Source organism: Arthrobacter sp. TmtSoilC48, assembly GCF_059739425.1.
Genome location: NZ_AP046049.1, coordinates 3,067,126 through 3,088,410, shown reverse-complemented (window position 1 = coordinate 3,088,410; position 21,285 = coordinate 3,067,126). Strand labels below are relative to the sequence as shown.

Sequence of the window (21,285 nt, the reverse complement as noted above, 5' to 3'; positions counted from 1 at the left end):
TGACTTTTTAGGTTCTGGGGACTATAGACCGCCCACTCCCTGTCGCTTGTTTCACGTGGTATTTGTCTTACTCGATGGGCCCTTACATTCTCCGACATGTTGGCCTACGTCCTTGCCGGCGACCACTGGGTAAAGTGGTTCAAACCGTGCGACCTTTCAGACTCCGCGGCTCGACATTTCTGCGGAATGGGACAACATCAGCCGCGGAGACCTGCGCCATGTGCGGCCGCGGGCCGGACTTCTCCGTATGAAGCCTGGTACTGACATGATCAATGGAGTTACGTTTCACCCTGAAGAAATGCTGGCAGCCGTTCTAGCTGGGGCCAACGTCGACTCATGGTCAAGGTCTACGGCGCGCCACTGTGACACGCGCCAGGTAGACGGCGCTAAGTGGCATGCAACGCATGGCAAGATGGATGAGAACGCGCACTGACGTGTCGCCCATCCGCGAGGCGCGGAGACGTTTCGCACCTGGGGGCTGGAATGAGCATTGAACCTGCAAGAACAGTTCCGGCTGTATTGGAGAAGTTTGACTCGACGTTTTCAGAGTTCTCCGCTGGCTTCAATGAGGGACAGTACGTCTTTTGGCTGGGCTCGGGGATCTCGCGCGAGCGGGTGCCGAATGTTAACGATCTCCTCGAGCGTGTAATAGAGCATCTCCGGTCGCACATCGATCCAGGTGACCCAGAATGTGAGTACCGGATAGCGCTCAATGAAGTCCTTCGGCTCACGCCATTAACCCGAGAAGAGCTCGAATCTATCGATTTCTCTATCGGGGTCAGCAACTGGGATCTGCGGAAGCAAATCCTCGCCGCACTCGTGACGAAATACGCAAGTGTGCTTGATGTACCCGTTGGGGACGATAGTCCGGAAGACTATCTCGTCTGGACCGGGCTCGATGTTCCGGATACGTACGGGGCACCGGATCTTGAACCAGATGTAGAGCACTACTGCATCGCTATCCTCCTGCTGGAAGGGTTGGTGCCAACAGCGGTCACGGCAAACTGGGATGGCCTTCTCGAGAAGGCCTTGAGTGAACTGACCCCGGCATTTGCGTCGCTCGTCCGCGTGGTGGTGAAACCTGACGACTTCCGCGACCATGGCCCGCGTATCGACATCATCAAGTTCCACGGGTGCGCGGTGCGCGCCCGAGACTTCCAGGGGGAGTATCGAGAACGTCTCATTGCTCGTGAATCTCAAATCTCGACATGGACCACGAAGCAAGAGAACCGGTCAATGCGGAAGCATCTTGAGACGCTGTACACGGACAGACTGACACTGATGCTCGGCCTGTCGGCCCAGGACGCGAACCTCCACACGATGTTTGCGAATTCCATTCAGGACCTTTCCCGCCCGTTTCCCGCGGCTCCTCCTTCCGTTGTGCTCAGTGAAGAGCGACTCGAGTCGTACCACCGGCTTCTGCTCAAAATTACGTTTGGTGAGAGTCATCAGGGCAACTCGAAGGCGATCGCGGACTCTGCTCTGTTGGGGGCGTACGCCAAGCCGACACTGTTGGCTTTGGTTCTGACGTCTCTCACGGAAAAGCTGAGCTACCTGCTCGAACATAGCGTTGAGGGCGTCTGGGAGCCGGTGTCCGCGCAGCCGTTGCAGACCCATCTCGTCGAGCTGCGCGACCTTGCCGCCGGCCTTGCTCAACCCGACAACTTTGAAACACTCCAGTTTTCGGAGATCTTGGAGTTTCAGCGCGAGTTCACATCCCGTTTGATTGATGTCGTGAATCTGGCCCTGACAATCTTCCGCGCGGGCCGGACCCCGGATAAGACTACTAAACGCTACGAACCGCTATCGGAGCGTCCCATCGCCCATGCGGTGCTCAACCCGGATTACCCATCGAAACAGTTCGGTCGGCTCGCCATCGCGTTGGCCCTCATTGGTAGAGGACTCAGCGCCGGACAGTGGTCGGTTGAGCCAGGCCACGGTAAAGCACCTGACGGTGGGGTGATCCGTCTTTTAGCCGGTCCCAAAGAGGCGCGTGTCTTCTTCGTGAAGGACGCCACTGCCTTGACGGGGCTCGAGTTGGATGGTGCACTCGACGATGGCGACGCGAGTGTTCTGGTCGTCGTTGCGGACGAGGAGCCTCGAACGCAGACCAGGTCCCCAAGGTCCCGTTATGGACGCGATGGCAAGTCCGGCGCTGGACGCTTCAACGTCGCATCCAGCATGTGCGAGACGTCCTCAGTTGACGAGCTGTATGAGGCATTCAAACTGGCAGGAGGATTTTAATGACGAGTGTCTTCAACGTCCTCGCTGTACTCGAACGCGCTGGCTTCGAACGGCTGCCGAAGCCCTTGACGATCGTCGGTACAGAGTTTGACTTCGAAGCGGCCGCGCGAGGAACCAAGAGTTCGCATGACTTGGTACTGATTGCCACTGACCAAGTTCCTCCTCGCCGCTTGCAGCGCCTTGTCGCAGGTCTAGCTCGATCCCTCGACTTGGCCGAGTCTCGTCGCCCGGTCAGCCTCGTGGTTCTCGGCGGACTGGCTGCCAGAGATCGATTGGAGCTCGAACGCTATGCACGGATCCTTCCCATATCGTCAGCAACACCAGATGTATCCGAAATCGAGGAAGCAGTCGCTGTCTTGCTGCCCCTCAGTCTCCCCAACGCCGATCTCATGCATGGAAGCGACCCGCTTAATGATGTGATGGGTGCCCTTGGACCTTCTAAGGCATCATCGGAGCACATTGCACTCATCCAAGCCGCCCAGGACGGACCAGAAGCAGTCCGGGAAGCTCTGCGGCGGTACGCGAACGCCGGGGCTGGCTGGACAGACAAGAAGGGAGGCGAAGATGCGTGACCTTCCGGTTCGTCGACTGACGGTTTCAGACTTTCGCCGTATCGAGGGCACGCGCGAGTTCCCGCTGGATGCCCCCATCGTTCTCATCCATGGGCCCAACGGGACAGGAAAGACCAGCGTGTTGTCCGCGCTCGAGCTTGCGCTGACCGGTTCCATCCGGAGCATGGAACGAAGCTCACCGCGATACCGAGCTCATCTACCATTCTTCGGTCAGCCATACGCGACCGTTCGTGTCGATGTCGCCGAGAGTCTGCAAGCAGGTAATCCCGGGCAGCCGCTGACGGTCGGCGGTGCGCGTACGGAAGGTACCCCGGCGTTCAGCACGTCGGCGGCACAGTTTTACGCCGAACGCTGCTACTTGGACCAGGCATCCCTGAGTCGTCTGCTCGATCTGTATCAGGACCGCGAAGGAAGCAATCAGTCGGCGCTGGAGAAGTTCGTCAATGAACTCCTCGGTTTGGAGAAGCTAGATGCCCTCCGGGACGGACTCCGTGAGGCCCTCGACCTGAGGGTTCTTAAGAAACTCGCAATTGGCGTAGACGACGCCGACCGTGAAGCAAAAGCCGCAGCAGCTGAACTTAAGAACCAAACCGCACTGTTGGCAGAGTGTCGGTCGGAGGTTGCCAGCGCGCGAACTGCGCTGCGCGAGACGATCGTAGGCCTCAACTATGGTGGGGGTGGGGCCGAACGGGAGACCGATCAGGCCCTCCTCGAGTACGCGGATGCACTCCGCGACGACACCTCCACCCGTGCAGAGTTGGAGGGTGCGACAAGACGCCAGCAAGAGCTCATCGCCTTAGGCGGTCGCATCTCCGCGCTCATTGAGCGCCCCACCCCGCAGCGCCTCGAGGAAACACGCACCGCATTAGCAGCCACGGCGACCCGAAGGAAGGAATGGGAGGCCAACAGCGGGGTAAGGATTCGGGCATGGGAAGCAGCCGCGGGGACTGCTGGCGCCAACCTCCAGACCGATCTGCGGAGCGCGATCGAACATGCCAAGAATGTAGCTGCTCAGAAACTGCGCAGCGATTTGGATTTTCATAGGCAGACCGAATCCGTCCGCACGAATTTGGTCAGCGACCAGGCCGAGCTTGATGCAGTTCAAACGAGGCTTACCGAGGCTCACGAGCATTCAAGTGCACTCGTGCAGAGCCTGACCGCCGCCCGCACTGTGGCCGTAGAAACCAACAGATGCCCAGTCTGTGATCGAGACTTCGCTGAAACCGCCGCGCACAATTTGTTGGCTCACATCGATGGAAAGCTTACCGACCTAGCGACGCATGGCCAGCAACTCGTGGTCCTTCGCCGGGATCGCGATAACCTGGTCGCACGAATTGCACGTGCTGAAGTCGAACTCACCCAGCTTTCGGGCACCCTACTCACTCCAGACCAGCGGCAGTCCATTGAGGACCGTCTCACGACGCTTACCGAACTCGCTGTCCAGGTCGGTGATATCGAATTGGCGAAGTCCTATGGCAAAGACCTCGAGCGGGCCGAGCGCGATCTTCAACAGACACTGGATGACCTTGAGGCTGCAACCTTGGAAGAGGTACATATCAGCCGAGAGATCGCAAAGTATGCGGACGTGCTGGGGGCAGCCGTGCCATCAACCCCGGATTTCCCGGCTGTGTTGAACGAACTGCGTGACCATGCAGAGGCTCACGTTGACCGCCTCAAGCGCAAGGCCGAGCAGAGCAAGAAGGCCGTTGAGCAAGCTGCTCTGCTGGTGAAAGCCCTCGAGCGTGAATCTCTGATCGGTCGCCAAGTGGTTGACGTGGTGGAACAGAAGAAGCAATGGGAAGACCGTTTCGGGGAAGCCAAACGCCGTCAAGGCGTGGCGAAAGAGGTCCACGAAGCCGCATCACAAGCGCGAACCGCCATCGTTCACCGCGTCTTCACTGAGTCCCTCAATGATGTATGGAAGTCTGTGTTCACCAGACTCGCCCCCGACGAGAGCTTCATTCCAAGATTCGGCATCCCAAGCGCGGCCAAGAAGACCTTCGACATCAAGCTGGAAACCATTCACCGCGACGGGGAAACCAGCGGGCCCCCGCAAATGATGTTGTCCGCAGGCAACCTGAACACCGCAGCACTGTCGCTGTTTCTCGCGCTGCACCTCGCAGTTGAGCCTCTCGTCCCTTGTCTGGTGTTCGACGACCCTGTGCAAGCGATGGACGAGGTGCATGTCGCGCAGTTCGCTGCCCTCGTCCGTCTCTTGTCGAAACAAAACGAACGACAGGTCATCATCGCAGTTCACGAGCGAGAGCTGTTTGACTATCTTGCGCTCGAGTTGAGTCCCGCCTACAAAGGTGACGAACTCATAACCATTGAGCTCGGCGAACGCGTTGCCGACGAAGACCAAGGCATCACCCGTCATTTCTGGGAACCGGACGTTGCCATCATCAACTAGCCACCGACGCCCATGACCCGCCACCCGGTGAGACGCTCGTGGCGAGGGCTGTCACTCCGGAGGGGATGACAAGTCCCTCTGATTTATTGTCCCGGCTGGTGCCTGGCCTCCGGGTGCCGCCTGTTCAGTTTGGGTGGCGGAGCGGGGTCAGCGCCCTGGCTGGTGGGCGCTTCGCTGGCTGAGATCTTGAGTCAACTCGGTGTCCTTCCTGGGTGTCCTTGCGGCCACTTTTGGGCGCTGACCACTTCATGGTCTGTGGTTGTGACGTCACCAGACGTGGAGGGCCTCTTGCCTTGGAACTTCATGGGCGCCTTGGGTTCGCGTCGGATGCTCGAGTCTTCCATTTGGGGCAGCCGTGCCTGCCAAACGGTGTGCATAATTTGAACACACTTTGGTTCGGATAGAAGTTCGCACGGGTCTTTCGCCGCCTGGGGGTGGCACGAGTTCACACACCTTCATTGGCAAGGTCAAGTTGCAACATGACTTGCGACCGTGACCCAGCCGGGGACTGGTCTGGCCGGCGTAGGTCTCCCGTCATGCGGGCGTCGGCTTTGTCTGGGCCTATTAAGGAGGATAGGTGCGGACGCCTTTGTGGTTGCGGAGGCGAAAGTCAGCAATTCCAACCTTGGTGTCTGGCCAGTCCGTGCCGTCGGGCGCAATAAGTGTGAAATGACAGCCGGTTAGACACTGATGCCGAGCTCGGGTGTGCAGGGTGCCCATTGGGAGCTGTTTGTGTGAGTGGGGAGAATGCGGCCACGCCGGGAGTTTACCGGGTCGCGTTTGCGGAAGCTGCCCTCATATCTGAGCTGTCGTGCGTTGGCTTGCAGCCGGCTGAAGCACGAATGCTAGATAAATTCGCTTTAGAATGCCCGGACCGCGTCGTTGCTAAGGAATTTGTTCCGGGAATCCCCTACCCCTTGAAGCTCCTAGGCGAGCGGGCGGAACAGCAGTGTATAGATACCCATCAGGGCCAAGGCGGCTACGCTGGCTGCGAGGGCTAGCACTGAAGCGGTCGAGGCTGGAAGCGATTCGTCATTGATTCCCTGGACAGCGCGACGAAACCGTCTTTTCCGGGTCACATTACTGGTCAGCGCGACGCATAGGGCAGCGCCAGCAAGCAACCCGACGAATGTGCCGTGATGTGGTGCCCACCGGAGGAAAACAGCTGCTGCCACAACGAGGGAGAGCGATGTCCGCCGCCAGGCAAGATCAGTGCGTTCCGGCTGGAGTCCTGCGTCGTGGTGCCGGACCGTGCTTGCTGTTCGATGCACGGATCAACCCCGGATGACGAAACTGATCATGGTTCCCGCAACGGCTGCGCCGCCAATCGCAAGGACAGGAGCTATCCATGGCAAGGGCAGCGGTTGTTTGTGCCGCATTGAGCGTTCGACGTTGAGCCATCGGAAGAACGATCCTCCGCCAATGACAAGTGCCAACAGGAGCAGCAGCAGGGAGATAGCTTTGCGTAAGTCCGGAGCCAGGGGTCCGGACATTAATGCTTCGACGGCGACGCCACCGGCGAGTAGTGCCAAAGACGTACGGATCCAAGCCAAAAAGGTGCGTTCATTTGCCAAGGTGAAACGCGGATCCGGTTCCGTTCCGCCGCGCAGGAGCCGAGCGGACAGCCGACCGCGCCCCTTGGTTGCTGCAGCGGGTTGGCTAACGGCTGTCCGGGAGTTGCTTGGCAGGAGAGTGGGCATGCCGTCAATTATGCGGTTAATTCAAGCAAGTAAGTATTGGAACCACGAATAACTGATATAGGGAGAAGACTCTTTCCCTAATAGTTATTGCAGCCCAAAGTAGAGGGGAGTTCCAACGTTCGTCGTGCAACTGAGGGTAATGGTCTGCGTCGAGCTTCCGTCGGTTTGCACGAAGATGAGCCCGGTTCACGGGTTCCACAGGAGATTCGAGGTCCTGAAACATGCCCCAGCAAAGTCCTTCCCACCCTGACCGGCTCCTGCCCGCTGATCCCGGGACCCGCAGCATTGCGCGGTCCTTGCTGGAGCGCGTCCAGGACCTGCCCATCATTTCTCCCCATGGCCACGTTGATGCCGCTGTCATCGAGCAGAACACTCCGTTTCCGGATCCCGCTGCGTTGCTGGTGAGCCCGGACCATTACGTCACCCGCCTGATCCACGCGGACGGGGTGCCCATGGATCAGCTTCATGCCAGCGACTCCCAGGACTCGCGCGAAGTCTGGCGCAGGTTCGTTGAAGCCTGGCCCCTTTTCGAGGGAACGGCCTCCGGTTACTGGCTCCGGACCCAGTTCGAGCAGGTGTTCAAACTTGGCGCCGACCTCTCCGGGATGTCCGCCGACGCCAGCTATGACGCGATCTCGGCCAAGCTCACCGAACCGGACTTCCGTCCGCGGCAGCTTTTCAAGGACTTCAACATCGAGGTCCTTGCCACCACGGACGATCCCCTGGATGACTTGGCCAGCCACAAGGCGCTGACCGACGACGCCAGCTTCAACGGCCGCGTCCTGCCGACGTTCCGCCCGGATGCGTATTTGAACGTTGCCCACCCTGCCTGGGCCGCCAACGTTGAGCGCCTGATCGAAACCGCAGCCGACGGCGGTACTGGCTACGCCGGTTACATCGCCGCTTTGGAAAACCGCCGTCGTTATTTTGTGGACCACGGTGCCGTGTCCGCGGACCATGGCGTGCGGACGCCGGCAACCCTGAAGCTGGATCAAGCCGACGCGGAAGCGCTCTTCGAGAAGGCACGCGCCGGCAAGGCCACAGCCGCGGACCGCGATGCGTTCGAGGCCCACATGATGTACCAGATGGCGCGGATGTCCGTGGAAGACGGATTGGTCATGACCGTCCACCCGGGTTCCTACCGCAACCACCATCAGCCCACGTTCGAGGCCTTCGGCGCGGACACCGGCCACGACATCCCGTTCGCCATCAATTACACCGAAGGGATCCGGCCCCTGCTGCAGGATTTCGGTACGGCCAAGGACTTCCACCTGGTGTTGTTCACTTTGGATGAGACTGTCTTCTCCCGGGAACTGGCGCCGCTGGCGGGCTTTTACCCCTCGGTCTACCTTGGTGCCCCGTGGTGGTTCCTGGACGCGCCGGATGCCATGCTGCGCTTCCGCTCCGCCGTCACCGAGACAGCAGGATTCTCGCGTTCGTCCGGCTTCATCGACGACACCCGCGCTTTCTGCTCCATCCCCGCCCGGCATGACGCCTCACGCAGGATCGAAGCTTCCTTCCTTGCCCGATTGGTGGCCGAACACCGGGTTTCCGAGGACCGTGCCCACGAGCTCATCCTCGACATCGTCGACGGCTCCCCGCGCCGGGTGTTCAAACTATGAGCACTCCGCGCGCGCGGCTGAGCCGCACCACCCCGGCTGCGCCCGTCCGCATTGTGCACCTCGGACTCGGCGCCTTCCACCGCTCCCACCAAGCCTGGTACACCCAGCACGCCGGCGATGCAGGGGACTGGGGCATCGCTTCGTTCACCGGACGCAGGCCCGACGCGGCAACTGTCCTGGCCGCCCAGGATGGCCTGTTCACGGTCGTGGAACGCTCCGACGCCGGGGACTCCTTTGAAGTGGTGGGCAGCATCGTCGAAGCCGTCGACGGTGCTGATGTGGCCCGCTTCCTTGACCTCCTCGCCGCTCCTGCCACCGCCGTGGTGACCTTGACCATCACGGAGGCTGCGTACGGATTGGGCGCCGCGGACTTGCCCGTACTGCTGTCCGGAGGTGAACCCACGACGCCGATCGGCCGCTTGGTCGCGGGCCTCGCCGCCCGTAAGAACCACGACGCCGGGCCGCTCGCCGTCGTCAGTTGCGACAACCTCTCGGACAACGGAACCGTAGCCCGGAACGGGGTGCTTTCACTGGCCCGCGAGGTTGATGCCGGGCTGGCCGAATGGATCGACGCGAACGTCAGCTTCGTCAGCACCTCCGTTGACCGCATCACACCCCGGACCACCCCCGAAGACGTGGCCTTGGTGGCCGGATCCTGCGGCTACCTCGACGACGCGCCCGTGGTCACCGAGCCTTTCCACAACTGGGTTTTGTCCGGAGACTTCCCGGCAGGCCGGCCTCGTTGGGAGGACGCCGGCGCGGTGTTCGTGGACGACATCGAACCGTACGAGAACCGCAAGCTCTGGCTCCTGAACGGGGCCCACTCGATCCTCGCCTACGCCGGGCAACTCCGGGGCCACGCCACCGTGGCCGAGGCCTTGTCCGACCCCCTCTGCCGGGATGCTGTGGAGGATTTCTGGGACGAAGCTGAACGGCACCTGCCTGGCGAGCTTGGCGTACCGGAATACAGGGCCGCGCTGCTGGAACGCTTCAGCAACTCAAGGATCGCCCACCATCTGGCCCAGATCGCCATGGACGGGACCACGAAGCTGCGGATGAGGGCGCTGCCGGTCCTGACGGCTGAACGCATGGCCGGACGATCCGGAGACGGAGCCGCCCGGATGATCGCCGCATGGTTGGCTTACGTGTCTTCTGCTACCGACCTGCAAGATCCTCGCGCCGAGCACATCAGCGTCGGAAACGCCTTCGAAGGCAAGGAACGAATCGCGGCCCTCCTGGGCTTGCTCAGCTCGGACCTCGCGCGCGACACCGGCCTCGTTAACCGTCTCAACGCCCTGCAGACAGAACTCACGGCTGCGTCCCCTGCCGATTCCGCTTTTGAACCCGCGGGCAGCCTCGACGCCGAGCCCGTGCTGAAAGGACAACCATGAAAATCATTGCTGCTGATGTCTTTGTGACCAGCCCGTCCCGCAACTTCGTCACTCTCCGGATTACTACCGAGGATGGTGTGACCGGTATTGGCGATGCCACGTTGAACGGCCGCGAACTCGCCGTCGCCGCCTACTTGAAAGAGCACGTGGCGCAGCTGCTGATCGGGAAGGACCCGCACCGGATCGAGGACACCTGGCAGTTCCTGTACCGGTCCTCGTACTGGCGCCGCGGCCCCGTTACCATGGCCGCGATCGCCGCCGTCGATATGGCGTTGTGGGACATCAAGGGCAAACTGGCCGGGATGCCGGTGTACCAGCTTCTGGGCGGTGCCTCGCGCAATGGGCTCCGCGCGTACGGCCACGCCTCGGGTTCGGACATCCCGTCCCTGTTCGACTCCGTGCGGGAGCACCTGGAACTGGGGTACAAGTCGATCCGGATCCAGACCGCCGTGCCCGGGATCAAGGCCGTGTACGGTGTCGCCGCGCAGGCCCAGGCCTCCGGTGAACGCTATGATTACGAACCCGCGGGCCGGGGCAACTTCCCGCTGGAGGAGGACTGGGACACCCGCGCCTACCTGCGGCACCTGCCCACCGTGTTCGAAGCGGTCCGGAACGAGTTCGGCCCCGAAATCCCGTTGCTGCACGATGGCCACCACCGCATGACCCCCATCCAGGCCGCCAAGCTCGGCAAGGCGCTGGAACCCTATGACCTGTTCTGGCTCGAGGACTGCACCCCGGCCGAGAACCAGGAAGGCCTGCGCCTGGTCCGCCAGCACACCACCACTCCGTTGGCGATCGGGGAGATCTTCAATACCGTGTGGGATTACCAGACCCTGATCAAGGAACAGCTGATCGACTACGTACGGGCCGCGTCCACGCACTTTGGTGGCATCAGCCCGTTGAAGAAGGTCATGGACTTCGCCGCGCAGTACCAGATCAAGTCCGGCTTCCACGGCCCCACGGATATCTCCCCGGTGGGCTTCGCCGCGCAGCTGCACGTGGGCCTGGCCATCCATAACTACGGCATCCAGGAATACATGCAGCACTCGGACAAGACCAACGAGGTCTTCCAGCAGTCCATGACCTTCAAGGACGGCTACCTGCACCCCGGCGACAACCCTGGCATCGGCGTCGAATTCAACGAAGAAGCCGCCAACGCATACCCGTACCAGCAGGCCTATCTGCCCTACAACCGCCTCGTCGACGGCACCGTTCATGACTGGTAAACCGACCCATCTTGTGGTGATGGGTGTTGCCGGGTGCGGTAAGAGCACCGTGGGTGCGGCCCTGGCTGAACGGCTCGGCGCGGAGTTCCTCGACGGAGATTCGCTGCACCCGCAGGCGAATATCGACAAGATGGCCGCCGGCACACCCCTGAACGACGCCGACCGGGCACCCTGGCTGGCCGAAATCGGCAGGCGGTTCTCGACGTCGGGCGCTGCCCTTGTGATCGCGTGCAGTGCGCTCAAACGTGCCTACCGTGACATCATCCGCGACGGCGACCCGGGAGTCACTTTCGTGCACCTGCACGGTACCCGCGAACTCCTGGGCGAACGCATGAACAACCGCCCCGGCCACTTCATGCCACCCTCCCTCCTCGACTCGCAACTGGCAACCCTGGAACCGCTCGAATCAGACGAAACCGGGATCGTCGTCAGTATCGCTGCCCCGGTGCAGCAGGTCTTGGCCGATTCTCTGTGCGGAATCACAGACATAGGGTTACCCGTTGTTGCCGTCTCTGGAGAACAGGGCAGCTAGCCTCGTGGCCTGTCTCGACCGGCCCGCTCGCATTGGGGAGCGGGCCGCTCGAATCCCTGCAAACTATCAGGACTGTCAATACTTGCTATCTAAAGATCGCTCTTCTACCGATACTTGAGATACGTCAACGTGGTAGATGAATGCTTTACAAAACTGCACGGTCAGATTCTCGATGCGAAGCTCTCGCTCTTGTCTCTTTCCGTGCGCATCACCGAGGACTTGATGATGGCCGCTCCGAACCCATATGCCAAGCAATTAGTCGGGCCATGTGCCACGCTGGTGGAGTGCGTCAGTACACGTGGCCGGGCCTAGTCTGTTCATGGCTGCAGCGGCTCCAGGTTCTCCTGAGAAGAACACGCGTCCCGGTCCAAAGGTTGCCACTATTTACGACGTAGCCAAGATGGCCGGAGTCAATCCCTCCACCGTTTCCCGGGCTTTCAGCAAACCTGGGAGGGTCAGCGCTAAGACTGCAGGGCTGATTGAGGAAGCCGCTGCCACGTTGAGTTACACACCCAACCCGATGGCACGTGCCCTGCCGACGGGACAAACTGAAACGCTTGGACTCATCATTGCTGACATTACGAATCCAACCTACTTTGAGATAGTCCGCGGGGCTCAAACAATCAGCAGCGCACGGGGCTACACCCTGGTGTTGGCGGAATCTGCGGAGTCAGCCAACACCGAACTTAAAACCGCCCAGAGGATGTTGGCAAGCGTGGACGGCCTGATCCTGGCCGGTTCCCGCATGGACGACACCGTCATTCTTGACCTTTCTTCGAAGAAGCCCTTGGTGGTCATCAACCGGGAAGTGGTTGGCGTACCGTGTGTAATCCCGGATGTTGCCAAAGGCGTTGCGGAAGCAATACGGCATCTGGCTGGTAATGGCCACAAGAAGGTGGCCTTTGTCGCAGGCCATCCCGGGTCCTGGATGTCTGCGCATCGCTGGGATGCTGTCCAAAGTGCCTGCGAGTGGTCCCGTTTGGAATGCGTTTATGTGGAGTCCAGCAAGTCAACCACCAACGGAGGCCGGGACGTCGCGCGGGCAGTGCTGGCGAGCGGTGCCACCGCGATCTTGGCCTACAACGACTTGCTGGCCATCGGACTTTTGCAGGAACTGCAAGCCGGCGGCGTATCCGTCCCGGACGACATCAGCATCATAGGTTTCGACGACCTTTTCGGCTCAGACTTCACCACCCCGGCCTTGACCACGGTGCGCTCACCCCTTGGCAGGTGCGGTGTAGCAGCCACGACGAGACTGCTTGACCTTCTCAACAGCTCCCAGGCTACTTCCGTAACACTTCAAATGGAGACTGAACTGTTGCTGCGTGGCTCAAGCGGGAAGGCCGCCACCCACGCGTAAGCCGCGCAAAAAAACAGGAGCGGCCCCAGAAACACGGGGCCGCTCCTGTTTTTGCAGCGATACACGAGGGGAGATTCATCTTTGCATCCGTGGCCGCTTACGGGCCGGAACCCTTGTGATGGCTTCCCGCCGGCTACCGACGGTGTTTTCGATGGTTCCGATGCCTTCGACGGTCATTCGGACGGTATCCCCGGTCTTCAGTGGCTGGGGTGTTTGGGTGCCGTTGCGTCCCCAGAGTTCTGCGAGGCATCCGCTGCCGCAGGTGCCTGAGCCGAGGACGTCTCCGGGCCGGATCACGGAGTCCTGGGATGCGTAGGCTACGAGTTCCGCGAAGGGCCAGCCCATGTTGGAGAGTAAGTCCTGGCCGATGTGCTGGCCGTTGACTTCTACCGCCATGGAGATCGGGAGGAAGCCCTCGTCGTCGTGCAGGTTCTCGAACTCGTCTGCGGTCACGATCCAGGGCCCAAGTGTGTTGGCGAAGTCCTTGCCTTTGCAGGGTCCGAGGCTGACCTTCATTTCCCGTCGTTGCAGGTCGCGGGCGGACCAGTCGTTGAGAATGGTGTACCCGAAAATGTGGCGGTGTGCGTCCTGGACGGTCAGGTTGCGTCCGTCGGAGCCGGTGACGTGTCCGACGACGGCGGCGACTTCGGTTTCGAAGTCAAGGTCTGTGCATCCGGCCGGGATTCCGATGACTTCGCCGGTGCCGGTCACGGTGTGCGGGTTGGTGAAGTAGAAGGTGGGCGCCTCGTACCATTCGGGGACTACGCCTGCTACGCCGTCGATGCTTTTCCGGACGCCTTCGACGTGTTCCTCGAACGCGACGAAGTCCCGGATGGTGGCCGGTTGGAGAGGTGCCACCAACTGGACGTCCCGCAGCGGGACGGGGTTTATGGTGCTGAGCGTTTCCTCGGCGATGGCCAGAGTTCCTTCCAAGCCGGCATCCAAGAGGTGGTTGACGGTGCGTCCCTCGGCCACGGCGAAGCAGTTGCCGTCGTCGACGAATCCTGTCTGGGTGCCGCCGTCGTCATTCCATCGGGCGATTTTAACCATGGGTGCCTCCTTGGACGGCGTGGCCCGCCGTGCGCGTCGAGGCAGCAGTAATGCCGAGCCGGGCGGCGTTACCGGCAAGAATTGATGCGGCCTCGATCTCGGGAAGCCCTGCGGCCATGACCTTCTCTGCTGGTTGTTCGGAGCCCATGTCGAACGGGTAGTCCGAGCCGAGCAGCACTTGTCCGGGGCCGGCCGCCTCGATGAGTGCCCGCAGTTCGCGGGAGCTGTGGACCAGCGAGTCGAAGAAGAGTTTCTTCAGATAGGAAGAGGGCGGTTCGGCGCAGCCGTGGGCTTCGGGGCGCACTTTCCATGCGTGGTCCGAGCGGCCGATGGTGGTGGGCAGGTACCCGCCGCCGTGCGCGGCGAGGACTCTCAGGTTCGGGTAGCGGTCGAGGACGCCGCTGAAGATCAGGTGGGACAGGGCAACGGCGTTCTCGGCGGGTTGGGAGATGGTGTTGGCGAGGTAAAAGCGGTCCAGCCGTTCATCCAAGGAGCAGCCGAAGGGGTGCACGAACACTATTGCGCCGAGTTCCTCGGCCCGGGACCAGAACGGTTCCAGGCCAGGGTCGGATAGTTCCACGGTGGTGCGGTCCCGGCCGGGGGTAGCCGCGAAGGAGCCGATTTCCACGCCGAGCAGTCCGCATTCCAGCACTGCATGCTCCAAAGCTTCGACCATGCGATGGGCATGCTGGAGCGGGACCACTCCGAGGCCGTGGAGACGGTCGGGTGCCTGGTCCACGAGGTCCCGGACGGCCTGGTTGGCCGCGGAGGCGAGTTGCAGTGCCAGTTCTTCGCCGGCGAAGTAGTAGAAGTGCGACGGCGACGGGGAGACCAGCTGGATGTCGACGCCTTGGGCGTCCATGTCCGCGAGCCGGCGGTTCACGTCCGTGAGCTGCGGCCACCGTTCCTTGATCATCAGTCCCGAAGCGGCCATGGACTCGGGCCCGTTGCGTCGGACTTCCAGGGCCTGAAGAGCGGCGAAGCCCTCAGGATCGGAATCTGCAACCAGTTGTTGGAGGGCCGGAAGGAGGACGTGGGCGTGGACGTCCACTGTGGGGTTGGCGGAGGTTTCGGTCATGTCTGTTCCGTCCTCGAAGGTAGTGGTGGTGGTTGGCTGGTTCGTTTGTTTATCGGAGGGCGATGGGGTTGACGGGGGATCCGACCGCGCCGGTGATGGGCAGCGGGGCGGCGGTGAGCAGGAAGTCGTATTTCCCGTCTGCTGCGCAGGCTTGGGCCAATGCGTCCGGGTCCCACATTTCTCCGAGGAAGAGTCCGAGGTTGGGGATAGCGATCTGGTGGAGTGGCTGGAACGCACCATCGAACTCATTGGGACGCACTTCAAAGCCCCACGTGTCGGTGGCAATTCCGGCGATCTCGGTGGTGTGCAGCCAAGGGGCTGTGCTGAAGGACAGGCCCGGGGCGGCGCCTCCGGCGTAGTCTCCCCAGCCTTCGCGTCGGACGCGGGTGTATTGGCCGGTGCGAATCACCACGATGTCCCCTCGGCCCACTGTGGAGCTGGATCCTTGTAGCTCGATGGTGCGTTCGAGATGTTCGGCGGTGATCGCGAACCCGTCGGGCAGTTCCCCCTCAGGGTGTCCGAGTTCGGGGCCCAGGGCGCGACCGACGTCGAGCAGCACGCCGCGGGTGACGATCTTCGCGGCGGCGGTTTCAATACCGGTGTACAGGTCTCCTTCTGAGGTGACGACGTCTCCGGCGGCCCGGCCGTTCCAGGCTTGGCCGCGGTCGAAGATGTGGCCCAGGCCGTCCCATTGGGTGGAACACTGCAGGGGCATGGCGATGACGTCGTCTGCTCCGCCGAATCCGTGGGGGAAGCCTTGGTTGCCGCGTTCGGCGTCGACTCCGGTGTCGGTCATGGTGTGCACAGGGTTGGTGCGGCGCCGCCACCCCTTTTGCGGGCCGTTCGTGTCGAAGGGCTGGGACAAGGAGAACGCTTCACCGGTGGTGACCAGGGCGGCGGCCTGGATGCGTTTGGCGGTGTCGATGAAGTTCAAGGTGCCCAGCACATCATCCTCGCCCCAGCGGCCCCAGTTGTTGTATTTGTAGGCCGCTGTGGTGATGCTGCCGAGCGGGTCCTCGCGCCGGATCACCGGGGAATCAGTGGCTGATTCCCCGGTGCCGGTGGTGTCTGCTGTGTCCTGGGCGGTCACGGCTGGTTGCCTTCGTCTTTGCAGTGGATGAGTTGGGTGCCCAGTCCGGTGATGGTGCCTTCCATAACGTCGCCGTCTTGGAGGAGCCGTCCCCAGTGTTGGCCGTTGCCTGCCGGGCTGCCGGTCAGGATCAGGTCTCCGGGGCGCAGGGGCATGTTCTGCGACGCTTCGCTGACGAGTTTGGCGACGCCGAAGATCATGTCCTGCGTTGATTCGTCCTGCATGGGTTTGCCGTTGAGCTTCAAGGTCACCCGGACGTCCTGCGGGTCGCCGAAAAACTTCGCCGGGACCAGCAAAGGCCCGGTCGGCAAGAATCCAGGGGCGTTCTTGGCCCGGTACCAGTCCGAACCGATCGCGGGCATGTCTTTGCGGAACACGTATTCACGGGTTGTGATGTCGTTGACCATGGTGTAGCCGAAGACGTACTCCAGTGCTTCTTCGGGGGTGACCCGAAACGCGGTTTTGCCGATCACGGCGGCCAGTTCCAGTTCCCAGTCGTGGGTTTTTGAGTACGACGGGAGGGTCAAGTCGTCCGTGGCCGAAGCGATCGCCGTCGGGAGGCCGATGAAGAAGTACGGTGTTCCCTGCTCGGCGCGCCTGTCCATGATGTCGGCGGTTTTGGCGCGTACCTCTTCGGCGTCCTGGCCCGGTTCGCGGTGCGCGACGGCGAGGTCGATGACGTGCTTGCGGTAGTTCGCCCCCGTCTGCAGGACCTGCGCGGGTTCCACCGGGGAGACGACCTCGACGGCGGCCAGGGCCAGGCCGATTTCCTCACCAACGGATGCAGCGAGTGAGTCCAGTTCGTTTTCGGTGGTGTCCCAGTGTTGGATGATTGAGTTGATGTCCCGGTCCAGGGCCAGGACCCGGTCACCGACTAGGAGGCCGGCCCGGGTTTTGGTGTCGCCGGGTTCCTGGAAGCGGATCAGTGAATATTCTGGCTGGGTCATTAGCCGCGGCCCTGCTTGGCGTAGGGGTTCAGGAGGGCTTCCTTCATTTCGGGGGAGGCGCCTTCTTCGGTGGCGGTGAAACCCTCGGCCGGGGGGAAGGATTCGGTCATGGAGTGCGGCATGGCGCCGTTCTTGTAGAAATTGTTCGAGCCCTCCGAGGGCTTCCAGGTGTTGGCTTCCCAGTCCGGGACGTAATTGCGATAGCCGCCGGAGTTCAGCTCCACACGCATCCCGGACGGGTCGCGGAAGTAGAGGAAGTTCTGCTCGCCCACGCCGTGGATGGAGGGGCCGTATTCCATGGGGGTGCCGTTTTCCATCATGACGTCTGCGGTACGGAGCAGGTCTTCGGTGGCGTCCACCCAGAAAGCGATGTGGTTAACCCGGCCGGCGCGGTCGGAGGTGTCCAGGACGACGCCGAGGTCGTGTGACTTCTCGTTGGTGGTGAGTACGGAGAAGACGGTGATGGGTGCTTCGTCCAGGTCCACGAACGCCATGACACGGAAGCCCAGGGCTTCGTTGTACCACTTGGCAAAGCCGCGGACATCCGAGCTCGCTACTGTGACGTGGTCCAGGAAGCGGGGAGCTGCGGCGTGGCTGCTGCGGCGTTCGGGGCGGTCCGGGTAGGTCGATTCGAAACCGGGCTCTGCAACGAACTTCTCCACGTCATAAAACAGCCGCATGTGGTGGCCGTAGGGGCCGGTGAACTCGTATGCCTTGCCGTAGCCGTGGCCGCCGGCAGTCCAGGTGCCCTGTACGCCGGTGGCTTCCACGCGAGCTGCTGCTGCTTCAAGTGCGGCCTGGGAGTTGGTGCGCCATGCCATCCGCCCCAAAGAGGCCTCCGGACCTTCGGTGATTACCAGGCTGTAACGGTAGTAATCGCCCCAGCATCGCAGGTACACGTTGCCACCGATACGGTCGATGATGCGCATGCCGAACTTTTCCTCGTAGAACCGTGCCGACGCCTCAACGTCCGGCGTGGTGATCTCGAGGTGGGCAAGATGAGAGAGTGGAGTTTCCACGTGGGTACTTCCTTCGGGAGAGAATTGGATCCCCGTGTTCCGGGGTCATCACTCACCACTATGGATCCCGACTGGTATTTGCAATAGACCAATTCTTGAATGCCAAATATAAGCAGAGTGAATGGTCCACAGGGGATAGCATGTGGCACTATCGGCTCGCGATGCCTGCCCGATTGCGGGTTTCTCACTGTTCATATGAAAGGGAACACCATGAAAGAGCAGCCCACTGCTGTGCCGGCCGAAGAGCCCGGGGCGGAGTTTAGTGTCAGCAACCATTTGGGTGATGAAGCCCGCCAATCACCAGGTTCGTGTTGCTCTGGTGGCGGTAGAGAGGGGCAGGGGCCCGTGAGAGGTCACTTGGCGCTTGGTGACCACCGCACGCTGAATGTGGCTCATGAGGACGTGCTAATCCCGTCAGGTGTTTTTTCGATGGGCGATGCCTTCAACGAAGGCTACGCCGCCAATGGTGAAACCCCTGTCCACCAGGTCAGCGTTGACCAGTTCCGCATCGATAAAACAGCGGTGACCAACCAGATGTTCGGCAGGTTTGTGGAGGCCACTGGCTACAAAACCGAAGCTGAGCTTTACGGTACCTCCGCAGTGTTCCACTTACTCCTCGCGGCGCCCCCCGGGGATGTACTAGGGCAAGCATCAGGCGCTCCTTGGTGGTTGAGTGTGAAGGGAGCGCACTGGCGGCACCCCGGGGGAGCGGACTCGCATTGGTCCGAGATACCTGACCACCCGGTTGTCCACGTATCCCATGACGACGCTTTGGCCTACTGCCAATGGGCAGGGCGTCGTCTTCCCACTGAAGCCGAATGGGAGTACGCCGCTCGAGGAGGGCTTTCGGGGAAGCGTTACGCGTGGGGTGACGAACTCAGAGGGCCGAATGGCGAGCATCTCTGCAACATTTGGCAAGGCACTTTTCCTGAATACAACTCAGCCGACGACGGCTACGTTGGAACTGCGCCCGTGAGGACTTTTCCTCCCAACGGATACGGGCTGTTTGAAGTCGCCGGCAATGTGTGGGAGTGGTGCTCGGACTGGTATCTGCCCCGGTACTATCGCAACTCGCCTGAGCTGAACCCTCAAGGACCGACGGTGGGAGCGGGACGCGTCATGCGGGGCGGCTCCTACCTCTGCCACGACTCATATTGCAACCGTTACCGCGTCGCCGCCAGAACCTCGAACACGCCTGATTCATCCAGCGGCAACTGCGGTTTCCGAACCGCTTCTGATGTGTGAGAAGGCACTAACCCCGGCACCGGTGTATGTCACTCCCTAATAGTTTGTATCCACAGATCGGGCTTTCCCGGATACATGAGTTGCGTCACCGTAGTAGGTGAATCAACAACGCATCCGGACCATACAGGTGGTGGCTAGGGATCTTCCTTGGCGCCTTGGTTCCGGTGCCGTCCGTACAAGAAGGGACGCTCGGAGTGGCCAAGCCTAATTTCCTCGTCATCCATACCGACCAGCACAGAGCTGATTGCCTGGGCATAGAAGGCAAACGGCGGGTGTTCACTCCCAACTTGGACTATCTGGCTGTACGGGGGGCACGCTTCTCCGCTGCCTACTCAACATGTCCCGTCTGTATCCCGCAACGGCTGACGTTCCTCACCGGGCAATTGGCATCCACACATGGAGTACAGGGAAACATTGGGATCCCATACTTTCCTATGGAGCACTCCCTACCAAAGGAGCTCCGGGGCGGTGGTTATCAGACTGCTCTGGTGGGCCGCACCTTCCACACGGTCCCATCAGATGATCCGAACGGGTTCGAATACTACGTGCCGGGGGATCCGAGCTCGGAGTTGAAAGATACCAAGGATCACTTCTTCGCATTCCTTCGGAACAATGCCCCCGCTTTGGCCGGCGGCTATTACGGCAACGGTACGGGCAACAACTCCCTGGTAGCGGCTCCCTTCCACATGCCAAACGAGTTTCACCACACGCAGTGGACCACAGAGGAGGCGCTCAGGTTCCTGAATGTCAGGGACACCGGCCGCCCGTTCTTCCTCTCGGTGGGCTACTACGCCCCCCATGGCCCGCTCAACCCGCCGGCAGAGTTCTTCAACCGTTATTACAACAACGGGGATGTAGACGAACCGGCCATCGGGGAGTGGGACATCCCGCCGGTAGCAAACTGGAACCCCGACCGAACCGGCTACGTCAATCTTGACGGCGAGTTGTTGAAATCTGTCCAAGCGGGTTACTACGGCAACATTACGTTCGCGGATTACCAAATCGGCAGGATTCTGGCAAAGGTCGCGCGGATGCCGAATACCTACATCATCTTCACATCCGACCACGGAGAGAACCTCGGGGACCACTACCTGTATCACAAGTCCCGCCCCTACGAAGGGTCGGCGCATATTCCGTTCCTGATTGCAGGGCCGGGCATTTCTCCGCTGCAGGTACGGGACGAGCCCGTAGGCTGGCACGACATCCTACCCACTGTCCTTGACCTTGCGGGCCTTCCCTGCCCCGAAGGCGTAGACGGTGAGAGCATCGTCTCCCTGCTGGAGACCGGGGATGAGCTGGACCGCGAAAACGGGGATGAGCTGGAGCGCGAAAAGCCGAATTGGCGTGAGTACCTCCATAGCGAGAATTCGCTGCGCGGTGCGCACGCCGGTATGTACCCTGCCCTGCCTGGACAACAGGTCGAAGGAAACCTGATGTACGAACCCAGCTGGCATTCGCTGACTGACGGTAAATGGAAGTACATCTGGTTCGACAGTTCGGGCGCCGAACAGCTCTTCAACCTGGTCGAAGACCCTGACGAGATTATTGACCTCTCAACCCGGGAAGATTATTCCGAGAACCTGATCTCATGGAGGCGCCTGCTGGCAAAAACACTCCAAGGCCGCCCGGAAGGATTTACTTCCAACGGTGAAGACCTGGTCGCAGGCCGCCCGCACGAGCAACTGTCGGAGGACGCCGAGCAATTGATGCAGACGCGAATCAGCCAGGGCTTCGATATCGCCTACAAGCACTACAACAAACCACGACGACCGTAAAACGGAACCGGCCTGCCCGGTTGG

Annotated in this window: 17 protein-coding genes; 10 read left to right on the top strand and 7 right to left on the bottom strand. The window is 61.3% G+C overall.

Translation table 11 applies throughout. The annotated features are described in order from the left end of the window. Window positions 1–483 precede the first annotated feature (483 nt). From AC6I97_RS14425 to AC6I97_RS14415, 3 genes are read left to right on the top strand one after another with little or no spacing between them, the layout of a single operon-like run. Window positions 484–2,244 carry an SIR2 family protein gene (locus tag AC6I97_RS14425; RefSeq protein WP_497945249.1) on the top strand — a complete coding sequence of 587 codons (1,761 nt, stop codon included), beginning with the start codon at window positions 484–486 and terminating at the stop codon, window positions 2,242–2,244. Next, complete coding sequence (locus AC6I97_RS14420; protein WP_497945248.1) at window positions 2,244–2,816, top strand: hypothetical protein; 573 nt, start codon at window positions 2,244–2,246, stop codon at window positions 2,814–2,816. Before AC6I97_RS14425 ends, AC6I97_RS14420 begins: the two co-directional genes overlap by 1 nt. Beyond that, on the top strand, window positions 2,809–5,226 hold the full coding sequence (locus AC6I97_RS14415) for an AAA family ATPase (RefSeq protein ID WP_497945247.1): 2,418 nt from the start codon (window positions 2,809–2,811) through the stop codon (window positions 5,224–5,226). Before AC6I97_RS14420 ends, AC6I97_RS14415 begins: the two co-directional genes overlap by 8 nt. 926 nt (window positions 5,227–6,152) lie before the next feature. On the opposite strand, the gene AC6I97_RS14410 is transcribed toward AC6I97_RS14415, so the two are convergent. Together AC6I97_RS14410 and AC6I97_RS14405 are read right to left on the bottom strand one after the other, a co-directional pair. Next, window positions 6,153–6,497, bottom strand: coding sequence for a DUF202 domain-containing protein (locus AC6I97_RS14410; RefSeq protein WP_497945246.1), 345 nt, complete (start codon window positions 6,495–6,497; stop codon window positions 6,153–6,155). A 3-nt stretch (window positions 6,498–6,500) separates the two neighbouring features. Beyond that, window positions 6,501–6,926 (bottom strand): YidH family protein, encoded by a 426-nt coding sequence (locus AC6I97_RS14405; RefSeq protein WP_497945245.1) that lies wholly within the window; start codon window positions 6,924–6,926, stop codon window positions 6,501–6,503. A gap of 221 nt (window positions 6,927–7,147) precedes the next feature. Here AC6I97_RS14405 and uxaC point away from each other — a divergent pair, with 221 nt between their 5' ends. From uxaC to AC6I97_RS14380, 5 genes are all read left to right on the top strand, one after another. After that, complete coding sequence (gene uxaC / locus AC6I97_RS14400; protein ID WP_497945244.1) at window positions 7,148–8,548, top strand: glucuronate isomerase; 1,401 nt, start codon at window positions 7,148–7,150, stop codon at window positions 8,546–8,548. Then, complete coding sequence (locus AC6I97_RS14395) at window positions 8,545–9,939, top strand: mannitol dehydrogenase family protein (protein ID WP_497945243.1); 1,395 nt, start codon at window positions 8,545–8,547, stop codon at window positions 9,937–9,939. The genes uxaC and AC6I97_RS14395 overlap by 4 nt, the downstream gene beginning before the upstream one ends. Next, entirely contained in the window at window positions 9,936–11,165 is a 1,230-nt protein-coding gene (gene manD / locus AC6I97_RS14390) for a D-mannonate dehydratase ManD (protein WP_497945242.1), read from the top strand. The genes AC6I97_RS14395 and manD overlap by 4 nt, the downstream gene beginning before the upstream one ends. Continuing rightward, the gene (locus tag AC6I97_RS14385; RefSeq protein WP_497945241.1) at window positions 11,155–11,697 is read left to right on the top strand and encodes a gluconokinase; all 543 of its coding nucleotides are present in this window, start codon (window positions 11,155–11,157) and stop codon (window positions 11,695–11,697) included. The genes manD and AC6I97_RS14385 overlap by 11 nt, the downstream gene beginning before the upstream one ends. A gap of 319 nt (window positions 11,698–12,016) precedes the next feature. Next, window positions 12,017–13,057 (top strand): LacI family DNA-binding transcriptional regulator, encoded by a 1,041-nt coding sequence (locus AC6I97_RS14380; protein WP_497945240.1) that lies wholly within the window; start codon window positions 12,017–12,019, stop codon window positions 13,055–13,057. Window positions 13,058–13,132: 75 nt separating this feature from the next. Here AC6I97_RS14380 and AC6I97_RS14375 read toward each other — a convergent pair whose 3' ends face one another. From AC6I97_RS14375 to AC6I97_RS14355, 5 genes are read right to left on the bottom strand one after another with little or no spacing between them, the layout of a single operon-like run. Beyond that, entirely contained in the window at window positions 13,133–14,107 is a 975-nt protein-coding gene (locus AC6I97_RS14375; protein WP_217376632.1) for a fumarylacetoacetate hydrolase family protein, read from the bottom strand. Continuing rightward, the gene (locus AC6I97_RS14370) at window positions 14,100–15,185 is read right to left on the bottom strand and encodes an amidohydrolase family protein (protein ID WP_217376631.1); all 1,086 of its coding nucleotides are present in this window, start codon (window positions 15,183–15,185) and stop codon (window positions 14,100–14,102) included. Before AC6I97_RS14370 ends, AC6I97_RS14375 begins: the two co-directional genes overlap by 8 nt. Window positions 15,186–15,234: 49 nt before the next feature. Further along, complete coding sequence (locus AC6I97_RS14365; protein WP_217376630.1) at window positions 15,235–16,275, bottom strand: cyclase family protein; 1,041 nt, start codon at window positions 16,273–16,275, stop codon at window positions 15,235–15,237. After that, complete coding sequence (locus tag AC6I97_RS14360; protein WP_217376629.1) at window positions 16,272–17,222, bottom strand: fumarylacetoacetate hydrolase family protein; 951 nt, start codon at window positions 17,220–17,222, stop codon at window positions 16,272–16,274. Before AC6I97_RS14360 ends, AC6I97_RS14365 begins: the two co-directional genes overlap by 4 nt. Then, a complete protein-coding gene (locus AC6I97_RS14355; protein WP_217376628.1) occupies window positions 17,222–18,241 on the bottom strand; it encodes a VOC family protein in 1,020 nt (339 codons plus the stop codon). The genes AC6I97_RS14360 and AC6I97_RS14355 overlap by 1 nt, the downstream gene beginning before the upstream one ends. Window positions 18,242–18,598: 357 nt before the next feature. On the opposite strand from AC6I97_RS14355, the gene AC6I97_RS14350 reads away from it, so the two are divergent. Then, window positions 18,599–19,486 (top strand): formylglycine-generating enzyme family protein, encoded by an 888-nt coding sequence (locus AC6I97_RS14350; RefSeq protein WP_437344721.1) that lies wholly within the window; start codon window positions 18,599–18,601, stop codon window positions 19,484–19,486. Window positions 19,487–19,650: 164 nt separating this feature from the next. Then, on the top strand, window positions 19,651–21,261 hold the full coding sequence (locus AC6I97_RS14345) for a sulfatase-like hydrolase/transferase (protein ID WP_367652299.1): 1,611 nt from the start codon (window positions 19,651–19,653) through the stop codon (window positions 21,259–21,261). Window positions 21,262–21,285 lie beyond the last annotated feature (24 nt).